8 protein-coding genes are annotated in these 12,063 nt (G+C 35.9%); 4 read left to right on the top strand and 4 right to left on the bottom strand.

Going from position 1 to position 12,063, the window contains the following annotated elements; all coding sequences use genetic code 11:
* Nucleotides 1–76: 76 nt before the first annotated feature.
* From ERX46_RS13155 to ERX46_RS13145, 3 genes are all read right to left on the bottom strand, one after another.
* Complete coding sequence (locus ERX46_RS13155; RefSeq protein ID WP_130094331.1) at nucleotides 77–4,321, bottom strand: S8 family serine peptidase; 4,245 nt, start codon at nucleotides 4,319–4,321, stop codon at nucleotides 77–79.
* Between the two features lie 351 nt (nucleotides 4,322–4,672).
* Nucleotides 4,673–5,119 carry a hypothetical protein gene (locus tag ERX46_RS13150; protein WP_130094330.1) on the bottom strand — a complete coding sequence of 149 codons (447 nt, stop codon included), beginning with the start codon at nucleotides 5,117–5,119 and terminating at the stop codon, nucleotides 4,673–4,675.
* Between the two features lie 25 nt (nucleotides 5,120–5,144).
* Nucleotides 5,145–5,639 (bottom strand): hypothetical protein, encoded by a 495-nt coding sequence (locus ERX46_RS13145; RefSeq protein ID WP_130094329.1) that lies wholly within the window; start codon nucleotides 5,637–5,639, stop codon nucleotides 5,145–5,147.
* A gap of 260 nt (nucleotides 5,640–5,899) precedes the next feature.
* Here ERX46_RS13145 and ERX46_RS13140 point away from each other — a divergent pair, with 260 nt between their 5' ends.
* From ERX46_RS13140 to rny, 4 genes are all read left to right on the top strand, one after another.
* On the top strand, nucleotides 5,900–9,280 hold the full coding sequence (locus ERX46_RS13140) for a methylmalonyl-CoA mutase family protein (protein ID WP_130094328.1): 3,381 nt from the start codon (nucleotides 5,900–5,902) through the stop codon (nucleotides 9,278–9,280).
* Nucleotides 9,281–9,564: 284 nt separating this feature from the next.
* Nucleotides 9,565–9,861 carry a hypothetical protein gene (locus ERX46_RS13135; protein ID WP_130094327.1) on the top strand — a complete coding sequence of 99 codons (297 nt, stop codon included), beginning with the start codon at nucleotides 9,565–9,567 and terminating at the stop codon, nucleotides 9,859–9,861.
* 6 nt (nucleotides 9,862–9,867) lie between these two features.
* The gene (locus tag ERX46_RS13130) at nucleotides 9,868–10,155 is read left to right on the top strand and encodes a cell division protein ZapA (protein WP_130094326.1); all 288 of its coding nucleotides are present in this window, start codon (nucleotides 9,868–9,870) and stop codon (nucleotides 10,153–10,155) included.
* A gap of 91 nt (nucleotides 10,156–10,246) precedes the next feature.
* Nucleotides 10,247–11,779, top strand: coding sequence for a ribonuclease Y (gene rny, locus ERX46_RS13125; RefSeq protein ID WP_130094325.1), 1,533 nt, complete (start codon nucleotides 10,247–10,249; stop codon nucleotides 11,777–11,779).
* 4 nt (nucleotides 11,780–11,783) lie between these two features.
* Here the strand turns inward: rny and ERX46_RS13120 are convergent, their stop codons facing one another.
* The gene (locus ERX46_RS13120) at nucleotides 11,784–11,993 is read right to left on the bottom strand and encodes a hypothetical protein (protein WP_165366233.1); all 210 of its coding nucleotides are present in this window, start codon (nucleotides 11,991–11,993) and stop codon (nucleotides 11,784–11,786) included.
* Nucleotides 11,994–12,063: the final 70 nt, after the last annotated feature.

Below are 12,063 nucleotides of genomic sequence, written 5' to 3'. Positions count from 1 at the left end.
TGCAAAACCGTTACAGCGAGATTGTATCTCGTGGTAACGGTTGTACTTATCTCGTCGTAGCGATTTTATATTCGCCCTAATCCTTTACAATCCTAAAAACACGATTTACATCCTCCGATTCAACATGAATCATATAAACCGTTGATGTTTCAGGCAAATCAATCTCAACCATACTCGTGTTTTGTGCAGTCATTTTTGAAATCAGTTGACCCAAAACGGTATAAATCTGAATATCAATAAATTCTTTTTCAACTCCAAACTGAAGTGTCACATTATTCTTAGTTGGATTTGGAAAAATATTAATGCTGTCGCTGGCATAATTGATATACGGCGGAAGAATAAACTCAAAGCATTCAGACCTTTCAGTACAACCATTTTCAGTAACTTCCAAAGCATACGCTCCATTTTCTGAAGGAGTGAAAATATTATTGGTATCTCCAATTATAGGCAGAGAATCATTGAAGCAATTTATCCATTGATATTGAGCATCAATCGCCACAGCATTAACTTGATCTTCAATTTGGGTAATTCCAACTTCTACATCAACATAAGTAATGGTCAAGGTGTCAGAATAAATTTTACAATTGCTATTAATAGAATAAGTGATGAATATTTCATCTGATTCTACAGCATTTTCGAAAAAGAAAGAAGAGTCTGTTCCAGAATAAACAACACTTCCATTCAAATAATATTCAACGAACGTACCTCTGTTATTTGCCTGAATAATTATAGAATCGCTACTACAAAAAGGATTGCCAGAAAGTTGAGGCTGTTCTTCCCAAACATAAATAAAGTCTGTAAAGCTTAATGCATCATCTCCATTAGCATTTGAAGCAATAAGTTCAATAGAATAAAAACCTGGAGCATTGAAACTTACTTGTGGATTAATCGAATTGTTATTCGTTCCTGCCTCATAATTTACTGTGTTTGGTAGGAAATTCCATTCGTAAGTATCAGCATTAGCCGATGTATTTGAAATCGTTATAATCTCATCAGCGCATAATTCAGTTTCATTCACCGAGAAATCAGCAATAGGCAATGTCGTAATATTAATATCGTCAATAGCTAAATCAGAATACCAACTATTTGGTCCATTCGAACCTCGAATAATCAATACAATATTTTGATTACTAAATTGCGAAAGATCTACAACCTGATTTATCCACTGATCGCCTTTCTCTCCAACAATAGGAGTCATTATATCTTCATAAAACTCTCCATTTGCTATAGCATCAACATGTAATTCTCCAATCGAACTACCAAGTGCGTGATACCAAAATGAAAGCTGAGCATTGTTTATTCCCGTTAAATCTATGCATGGAGAATAAAGACGCGCAGAACTGTTATTACAAGGCCCCGAACCTTCAATGTATAAATATTTACCTGATCCAGAAGTGTGGTCTGATGAAGGTCCTGTTCCTGATGATAAGGTCGATCCGTTGTTCGTTCTCCAGTCGATATCATCTCCTGATCCATTCGGAATATTGTACCAACCATCTTGTAAACTACAATTCGTTAGTTCACAATTATTAGCGTTACTGCAATTAGAAAAGTTATCGAAATCTTGCATTAGATTCGCACCTGCGCCCACACTCTGATAAACCATTATATTGCTTATGATAGAATCATTCATCGTGATCAAATCTCCGTTTAAACTAGTCCAGACTTCAATTGTGTTGCTTCCAGTTAGAAGATTGAAAACAGGAGTGAAGGTAAAATCATATTCACTAGCCGATGGAACGTTTACAAAAACAGTATCAATATTTATAATTCCTCCATTTAAGCGGTAACTAACGGGCAGAGTGTCTACTGAGTTTACGCCCCAATTCCGTAATTTTATTTTGACAGATAAATTAGAACTCATACAGCTCGGAAGGTTCGCAACGCCTGGTGTTAAAATTTGTATCGATCCAATATCATTTTCGTTACAATTCAAATCTGAAGGTGCTCTCTCAACTGCTGTAACTCTTCTGCTTTTTACACCATTCACAACCGCTGAGATGGAAACATATTCAGTTGCTGTTAATGAAAGTCCATTAAGAATTACTGCATTTGTAGTCGTGTAATCTACAGAATCCATATAGTCTCCAACAATTCGATAAACAATATAGCCATCTGCATTTGGCAGCGCATCCCATGAAAACAAGGAAGAATCAGCACAAGACCACGCCAGTGAGAAATCATCTGGTTGTTGAGAAATAATGAAAGTAGCATCGCTTTGTCCTTCCAAATTTCCTCTCTCAATTCTAATAAGTGCATCGTTTGTTAAATCTTGTGGTACATTCCAATCATAATAGCGGTCATTTGATCCAACTCCAGTGGCTATGCTGCTCCAAGAAGTTCCGTTATTCTGACTGTAAGAAATGGCAAAACTCTGCCCAGTGCTTGTTGCATCCCAACGAATACGCTCTAAATCACCAGGAACAAATTTTTCTCCTCCATGTGGATGAGTTACTATGACTTCATCAAAAACAAACTCGTAAGTCATATAGTAAGTTTGTGGACCTTGCGGTACCATTGTTCCTTGAACGTTTAATTGATATGATCCCGATTGTGGATTATCAATTGTTATTTGCTCATTATTGTTTAAGGTGTCTGTGGCCCGCACTGCAATTTCATCTAATGCAATAGCATTGAAAGTTGGATTCAAAACCCAAGGTTGAAAACTAGCTGAACTTGGATCTGTTAACGTAATGTCTAAATCGTTGACAAGTGTTCTCGTTGAAATCCCTGCTGAAGCTTCCCAATCTACCCAATAAACCATCACTTTCAATTCTTTCACATTTGCTGGAACAGAAATATTGTGGTTGTTATTTGCGCCATTTGTTATTGATGCTTCAAGATGGTTTCCTTCATTCACTACTTCATAAGCGCGTCTTGCATTTACATGTCCAAATCCAGTTTGAAAATCTGGTCCTGGATTGAGCATATCGTCAGCGGTATTCATAATTATCGCTTTTAAAAGTCCAGCATCAGGAGTAATGTTATTGTTATGAAAGCGATACGCTTCAATCAATTGGGCAAATACACCTGCCAAATTGGGTGATGCATAAGATGTTCCACCTTGACCAGGAGAAACAATATGCGGCAATAATCTACCGTCTTTGGCTGGTCCTCTGCTACTAAAATCGGTTAATTCTCCATTATCACCAGAAGAGCCAACGTTGAATATGTTTTTTGCCATTTTAGGCATTCCTGTAATGTTTCCCCAGCCTGGTGATCCAGCATAACATGTGCTTTCACCAATATTTCCTGCTGAATGTGTAATTATAAATGTAGGATTTGTACGCACATAAAAATCATAATTGGCAGAAGTTCCGTTATAAGTCTCTGGACCTGTTGGACATCCCCAACCATAAGATCGATTCACGATGTTTATTCCATTTGATGCAGCATCTTGCGTACTAAATCCACCTGAATATAAAGTTGCTCCAAAAGCTGTTCCTTGTTGCGTTGGATCAATGTTGCCTGCTTTTGCCATTCGCATTCCAACATTGGTTTTGTGTCCACTTGGAGCTCCAGGGGTTTCAAACGTTCTGTCAATTCGACCTCGTAAATTAGGATTTTCTATTGGATCGAATGTTCCACTTTCATCAACTGCTATATTCGCTCCTGAACCATTGAAGAAGTAATTCTTAGCCGGATTATTTGAAATATAAGTACTCATAATGCGCTCCGATTCTTGAAGAATAGTTTCATTCTCAATCGGCGGTTCAATAAATTCAATGTATTGAACCAATGGATGCGCCGATAATTTAATCAATTCTGTTGCAGATGCACTTAGTTTAACACTATTCAATGTATTATCGACTTGACCAATTGTTACTTCATATTCACCTAAAATAGATGTGAAGGAAGCATTTTTAGGAGTAGCAAAAAATAGGATTCTCACTTGTGCATTATCATTTGTACCTGAGTAGGAAGGAATGTTTCCAGCTTGTATAGCAGAAGAGATTTTCCATTCAGATTTAATTTCAGAAATATTACGAACGTTATTCGCCATCAGAATTTCAGCTGTTGCTGTCGGTTTTACACGAGCGACCCAACTAAAATTAGGAATGTATTTTAACAATTCTATTCCATTCGATAACAATGTAGCTTTATTTTCTTCTGATGGAATAGCATTGAACTGAACCAAAACAATTAATTCTCCTTCAAATTCATTATTAGTATTTTGAATATTCTCCCAATTTTGAGCAATAGAACCCTCAATTTGAAAAGGCTTTTCTCCCAAATGAATAATGTGATTTCGAGGTGAATCTTGAGCTAAGATTGAAAAACAAAATAAAAGTGCAAAAAGTACAGACGAAAGTTTCTTCATAACGAATAGTATAATTTTCCGTTAAAATAAAGAATAAAGAACCCAATTGAGACTTTTGCAACTTGAAAGTGGAATTTATGTCGTCAACTGGTTGTTTTTGGACACAATTGGGTTTCCCGTTGGGGAGTATTTATTGGTCTCAGAAATAGTTAGAACTATGTACTTTAGTACATCTAGTTTTAGCTTATAAAAAGTTTCATATCAAACAATAGATTTTAGATTTCAGGCATTGACAAAAAGTCTAATGTCTTTTTGTCTAACATCTAACCTCTAATATCCAAATATCCAAATATTCTCATAAGACGAAATTTTCTTGAATTTCAATATCTTTATTTTATCCATTTCACAAAATCACTCTTTCTTACAAGTATGTCTATATAATCGATGGTCAGTAATTTCTTCTGTAGAACCTCCAGGTGTATAGGTATGTGTGCCACTTTGAGTAAGCGTAAATGAATTTTCCTCCCAATCTAAGTCATAAGTGCGTGTTGATTCAAATTCATAGAAATCTAATATTAACTCTGTTTCAGAATTTGTGTATTTAAAATTTAATTTTTGGGCATCATATCCGTCTGAGTCTAACATCCATCCTGTTCCATCTTTTTCAAATTGTAGGATTCCAATATTTTCGTTTACTTCATTCTTCTCATTTGCAGGCCAAGTTGAAGTTACAATTTCTTCATATTTTACGATGTCCCATTTACCTCCATTCTTCCAAAGGTTTCTTTCAATTTTCTTTTCTTTGCTACACGAGAATAATACGAATAGCGCAAGGAGTATAAATAATAAACGTTTCATGTTTAATGATTTTAGTGTTTGAGTATTACTTTTTCTCACAATTAAATTTCAATGCATAAACAGTTGTTTCTTTTGATCCTGGAATCGTGTCATTATTTTGATCCAGATCATAATGAACTTTCGATTCATTGTAGCTGTAAGTCATTTTGTCTTTTTCCCATTCTAAATCAAATGCTGCACCTTCAACATCTGTGAAAATAAAGAAAATCGAATTTTCAGTAAAGTGATACGTAAATTCAGCGTTGATTTGCTCTTCATAAATAACATTCTCCAAATATTCCGCTAATTCTGCAGAGTAGTTGAATTTTCCAGTGCCATCTTTATTAAATTGAATAGAACCACCATTATTTATTGTACTAGAATAATCAAATTGTGAGGCGGGAATTTTATAGTAGGATTCTTCAAATGACTTAATTTCCCATTCACCTCCTTGTTTCCATAAGTTCTTTTCGATTTTCTTTTCTTTCTTACAACCCAATGCAAGGAAAGCAATGAGTAAGATAAAGAGTAGATTTTTCATAATGTAGGTTTGTTTAAAATATGAATTTACAGTTTATTAATTCAAATGACAAAATAAACCTAGCTAACTTGTTCAACTTCTCAACTACTAAGGTTTTAATTGTTGACGTTTTAACAAATGGAAATACACCTATTTAGCTTCAAGCTTTACTATTTAATCAATATCCGTCTCCTTCCACCAAATTTTAAAATTACCCAACCAAACCCACCACTTTTCAACATAAACTCATTATATTTGCGGGTATTCAGCATTTTGAAATTATGGAGAAAATATTACCTTATAAAACGAAGAATAAAGTTAGAATAGTTACTGCAGCATCACTTTTTGATGGCCACGATGCGGCTATTAACGTAATGCGTAGAATCATTCAAGCTTCCGGTTGTGAAGTGATTCACCTTGGACACGATAGAAGTGTTGATGAGGTGGTGAACTGTGCAATTCAAGAAGATGTTCAGGCAATCGCAATGACTTCTTACCAAGGAGGACATACAGAATATTTAAAATACATGTACGATTTGCTTCAGGAAAGAGGAGCGCCACAAATTAAAATCTTTGCAGGAGGTGGAGGAACAATTCTACCTTCTGAAATTGAAGAATTACAAGCTTACGGTATCACACGAATTTATCATCCAGATGATGGTCGTGAGATGGGCTTGCAAGGAATGATCAATGATTTAATCGAGAAATCTGACTTTCCAGTTGGACAAAACGTTAATATTGATCCAAAGATTTTAAAGAATAAGAAAGATGCAGATATCGCAAAAGTGATTTCAGCAGCTGAAAATTATCCTGAAGAGTCAAAAGCTTTATTGGACGAAATGCACATTTTAGCCGAAAAAGCAAATGTTCCTGTTTTAGGAATTACTGGAACGGGTGGTTCTGGAAAATCTTCTTTGGTGGATGAATTGGTGCGTCGTTTTCTTATAGATTTCGATGACAAAAGAATTGCAGTTGTTTCTGTAGATCCTTCCAAAAGAAAAACTGGAGGAGCTTTATTGGGAGATAGAATTCGTATGAATTCAATTTCAGACGATAGGGTTTACATGCGTTCTTTGGCGACTAGACAATCCAACTTGGCATTGTCAAAGTATGTTGGGGAGACATTATTGGTGTTGAAAGCAGCAGAATTTGATTTGATTATTTTGGAAACTTCTGGAATCGGTCAATCGGATACTGAAATTATGGACCACTCCGATGTGAGTTTATATGTAATGACGCCAGAATACGGAGCAGCAACTCAATTAGAGAAAATTGACATGTTGGACTTCGCTGATGTTATAGCGCTTAATAAATTTGACAAACGTGGAGCTTTAGATGCATTGAGAGATGTACGTAAGCAATACCAAAGAAATCATGTGCTTTTTGATAAGCCAGTAGATTCAATGCCTGTTTTTGGAACAATTGCATCGCAGTTTAACGATCCAGGAATGAATCAATTATACAAAGTGATTTTACAAACTTTACAGGATAAAACGGATACAAAATTAGTTTCTACTTTTGAGATTACAGACGAAATGTCTGAGAAGATATTTGTTATTCCACCAGAAAGAACACGTTACTTATCTGAAATATCTGAAAGCAACCGTGCGTATGACCGTTGGGTAGATGCGCAAGTTATCGTTGCAGATAAATTGTACAATATTCAAGGAACAATTGATACGATTTCAGAAAGTGAATTAGAAGACAAAGACCGTTTGGTAAAAAGATTAACGGAGACTTTTGAGACTTTAAAAATGGACTTGAATCCTCACAATATGGAGGCAATTGAAACTTGGGGAGATAAAGTACAGAAGTACAAAGACCCAGAGTTTACTTTCAAAGTGCGTGATAAAGAATTAAAAATTCAAACACATACTGAATCACTTTCTCATTTACAGATTCCTAAAATAGCTTTACCAAAATATTCTTCTTGGGGAGATATTTTAAGATGGTTATTGCAAGAAAATGTACCGGGAGAATTTCCTTACACTGCGGGATTATTCCCATTCAAACGTGAAGGAGAAGATCCAACAAGAATGTTTGCAGGTGAAGGAGGACCGGAACGTACAAATAAGCGTTTCCATTATGTAAGTTTAGGAATGCCAGCAAAACGTCTTTCAACAGCGTTTGACTCGGTAACATTATACGGAAACGATCCTGCTGATCGTCCAGATATTTATGGTAAAATCGGTAATTCAGGTGTTTCTATCTGTTGTTTAGATGATGCTAAGAAATTATATTCTGGTTTCGATTTAAGTGATCCTAAAACATCGGTTTCTATGACCATTAATGGTCCAGCGCCTATGTTGCTAGGTTATTTCATGAATACGGCGATTGATCAAGCATGTGAGAAATACATTGTTGCAAATGAATTAGAAGACGAAGTTCGTGAAAAAATAAAGTCAATTTTTGATGCTTTAGGAACGAAACAGCCTGTTTATCAAGGTGAACTTCCTCAAGGAAATGATGGTTTAGGTTTGATGTTATTAGGAATAACAGGAGATCAAGTTTTACCAGCAGATGTTTACGCTCAAATTAAGAAAGATACACTTTCAGTAGTTCGTGGAACAGTTCAAGCAGATATTTTAAAAGAAGATCAAGCACAAAACACATGTATTTTCTCCACAGAATTTGCATTGCGTTTAATGGGAGATGTTCAAGAATATTTCATCAAAGAAAAAGTACGTAACTTCTATTCCGTATCAATTTCAGGATACCATATTTCGGAAGCAGGAGCAAATCCAATTACACAATTGGCATTGACACTTTCTAACGGATTTACGTATGTTGAATATTACTTAAGCCGTGGAATGGACATCAACGAGTTTGGTCCAAACCTTTCTTTCTTCTTTTCTAATGGAGTTGATCCAGAATATGCCGTTATTGGTAGAGTTGCAAGAAGAATTTGGGCGAAAGCAATGCGTGAGAAATACGGAGCGAACAAACGTGCTCAAATGTTGAAATACCACATTCAAACATCTGGGCGTTCATTACATGCACAAGAAATTAACTTCAACGATATTCGTACGACGCTTCAAGCGCTTTACGCAATATATGACAACTGTAACTCATTGCATACAAACGCTTATGATGAAGCAATTACAACACCTACAGAAGATTCTGTACGTAGAGCAATGGCAATTCAGTTGATCATTAACAAAGAGTTAGGTTTAGCGAAAAACGAAAATCCAATTCAAGGTTCATTCATCATTGAAGAATTAACCGATTTAGTTGAAGCAGCTGTTTTAACAGAATTCGATAGAATTACAGAAAGAGGTGGAGTGCTTGGTGCAATGGAAACAATGTATCAGCGTTCTAAAATTCAAGAAGAATCGTTGCATTACGAGACATTGAAACACACTGGTGAATTTCCAATTATTGGAGTAAATACCTTCAAGAGTGCAGCAGGTTCGCCAACAATTATTCCGAAAGAAGTAATTCGTGCAACAGAAGAAGAAAAGCAATATCAAATTGAAATGCTTACTGAATTAAAAGTAGCACGCAAAGACGAATCCGAAAAATGGTTAGCAATTCTTCAAGAAGCAGCAATCAACAACGAGAATATGTTCGAAAAATTAATGGAAGCAAGTAAGTTCTGTTCATTAGGACAAATTACAAATGCTTTGTTTAATGTTGGAGGGCAGTATAGGAGAAATATGTAATATTCCCAACTGTAGAGGCGCAATGCATTGCGCCTCCACAGTTGGATATTTGCGCCACCACAATTGGACATTGCACCACCACAATTGAACATTGCGCCACCACAGTTGGGCATTTGCGCCACCACATTAAAAAAACCATCGCGTATAACTATTGGGTATAACCATCGCGTATTACCATTCGGTAAAACCATTGGTCACATTGCACAAAACATTGATGAAAATCATTCCAAAAAATAATTGCTTTATATCCATGCAAGTATTATCTTTGTGTTATTCGTACAAAAATGGAAGAAATTCAAAAAGTCATAGCAGAAATAGAGTCAAAGGTCGCAAAAATGCGGACTTCGCTTGTTGATGTTAAATCTGAAAATAATGAATTGACATCAGAAGTGCAGTTGCTTAATGAGAAATTGAGTCAACGCGCTGAAGAAGTTAAAGATTTCAGAGACAAGTACGATGATTTAATGCGTCAACATGAGGAACGCCTTTCGCTTGAAAATCAAAGCAAAAAAGGGAACGAAGTTCAGATTGACGCACTAGTAAGGGAAATAGATGACTGTATAGGTCGATTGAAAGCATAAATATATATGAGTAAAGTATCAATTAAAATAGTTATTGCCGGACGCAATTATCCGCTCACCATTAATGAAGGTGAAGAGGAATTGGTTCGTAAAGCTGTGGAAGATATCAATACCAATGTTCAAAAGCTACAAGAGAGTTATGCAGTAAAAGATATGCAAGATTTATTAGCGATGACTTCATTGCAATTGGCAACACGTGCAAATACAGCTCCTTCAGATGGAAAAGAGCGTGTATTGAAAACTGAAATGCTAGATGCCTTGAAAGTATTGTCTCAAAATATAGAAGTAGAGTAATAAACTTGCATTTTTTGTTATAAACGTTTCCCATTTTTTTTAAGAGCAATACTGCTCTTAAAAGATGTGGGATTTTTAATTTTTAAGAACTATGGAAATAATAATAGGAGTAAGTATAGGACTGATAATAGGAGTCATACTTGCCGTGATAGTACAGAATGTATTATTGAAGAAAAGAAAAGAACAAATCATAAAAGAGGCTGAAATCGAAGGGGAATCTATCAGAAAAGATAAGATTATTCAAGCCAAAGAGAAGTTTTTAAACTTGAAAGAGGACCACGAGAACACAATGAAAGATCGTGAACGCAAACTTCAATCAGCAGAGGACAGAGCGAAAGCGAAAGAGAAAAATTTATCTAAAAAGATTGAAGAAATAAACCGCAAGGAAAAGTCAGTCGATTCGAAGGATGCAACATTAGAAGAGAAAATTCAATTGACGCAAGCAAAGCATGATGAGCTTGAGAAAATGCAAGACAAGCGTGTTTTAGAATTGTCGCGTATTTCAGGAATGGATGTTGAAGAAGCGAAGAAACAATTGATGGAAGCATTGAAAGACGAAGCCCGAACAGGCGCAATGTCTCATATTAAAGACATCGTTGATGAAGCTAAATTGAACGCCAACAAAGAGGCGAAGAAAATTATTATTCAAGCAATTCAAAGGGTTGCACATGAGCAAGCAGTTGAAAATGCCGTTTCTGTCTTTAACATTGACTCAGATGAGGTAAAAGGTAGAATTATTGGTCGTGAAGGTAGAAATATCCGTGCCTTAGAAGCTGCTACAGGAGTTGAAATCGTTGTAGATGATACACCAGAAGCAATTTTACTTTCATGCTTTGACCCAGTGAGAAGAGAAATCGCGAGATTAGCAATGCACCAATTGGTTTCTGATGGACGTATTCACCCAGCAAGAATTGAAGAAGTTGTTGCTAAAACAAGAAAATCTTTAGATGATGAAATCGCTGAAACAGGTCGCCGTACTTGTATCGATTTAGGAATTCATGGTTTACATCCTGAGTTATTGAAAATGGTAGGTCGAATGAAATACCGTTCTTCTTATGGACAAAACCTATTGCAACACAGTAGAGAAGTAGCAAATATTTGTGCAATCATGGCTGCAGAGTTAGGATTGAACGTGAAATTGGCGAAACGTGCTGGATTGCTTCACGATATTGGAAAAGTTCCAGAGGACGAACCAGAATTGCCACACGCTATTTTGGGGATGAAAATTGCAGAAAAATTTGGTGAAAAACCAGATGTTTGTAATGCAATTGGAGCTCACCACGATGAAATTGAAATGACAACAATGATTTCTCCACTTGTTCAGATAGCGGATGCTATTTCTGGAGCACGTCCAGGAGCACGTCGCGAAGTTGTAGAATCGTACATCAACAGAATTAAAGAATTAGAGAACCATGCACTTTCGTATGATGGTGTAATTAAAGCCTACGCTATTCAAGCAGGTAGAGAATTACGCGTTATGGTAGAAAGTGAGAAAGTATCAGATTTAAAAGCTGATGAACTTTCTTTTGCCATCTCACAAAAAATTCAAACTGAAATGACGTATCCAGGTCAAGTAAAAGTGACTTTGATTCGTGAAAGAAGATCTGTGAATTACGCGAAATAGATAATTACGAAATATTTAATTGCGACCCGATAGTTATCGGGTTACGAATTTCTAAATTTTCATATTTTAAAAAGCCATTCTCTTTGAGGATGGCTTTTTTCTTTTTCCTTCTTTTGCCACCGGCAAAAGCCATATCCCAGTACGGACGATTTGCAAATCGTCCACCACAGTTTAAAGCACTACCTTTAATTACTAAAAGCAAATCGTCCACCACAGTTTAAAGCACTACCTTTAATTATTAAAAGCAAATCATCCTCCTCAGTCTAAAGCACTACCTTTAATTA

This window comes from Brumimicrobium glaciale, assembly GCF_004152935.1.
GTDB classification, from domain to species: Bacteria; Bacteroidota; Bacteroidia; order Flavobacteriales_D; family Crocinitomicaceae; genus Brumimicrobium; species Brumimicrobium glaciale.
This window is presented reverse-complemented; position numbering and strand designations above follow the sequence as displayed.

What these genes read in the sequence shown, in the direction of transcription:
- ERX46_RS13155 (WP_130094331.1), bottom strand. Translation starts at nt 4,321, where the DNA reads ATGAAGAAACTTTCGTCTGTACTTTTTGCACTTTTATTTTGTTTTTCA.
- ERX46_RS13150 (WP_130094330.1), bottom strand. Translation starts at nt 5,119, where the DNA reads ATGAAACGTTTATTATTTATACTCCTTGCGCTATTCGTATTATTCTCG.
- ERX46_RS13145 (WP_130094329.1), bottom strand. Translation starts at nt 5,639, where the DNA reads ATGAAAAATCTACTCTTTATCTTACTCATTGCTTTCCTTGCATTGGGT.
- ERX46_RS13140 (WP_130094328.1), top strand. Translation starts at nt 5,900, where the DNA reads ATGGAGAAAATATTACCTTATAAAACGAAGAATAAAGTTAGAATAGTT.
- ERX46_RS13135 (WP_130094327.1), top strand. Translation starts at nt 9,565, where the DNA reads ATGGAAGAAATTCAAAAAGTCATAGCAGAAATAGAGTCAAAGGTCGCA.
- ERX46_RS13130 (WP_130094326.1), top strand. Translation starts at nt 9,868, where the DNA reads ATGAGTAAAGTATCAATTAAAATAGTTATTGCCGGACGCAATTATCCG.
- rny (WP_130094325.1), top strand. Translation starts at nt 10,247, where the DNA reads ATGGAAATAATAATAGGAGTAAGTATAGGACTGATAATAGGAGTCATA.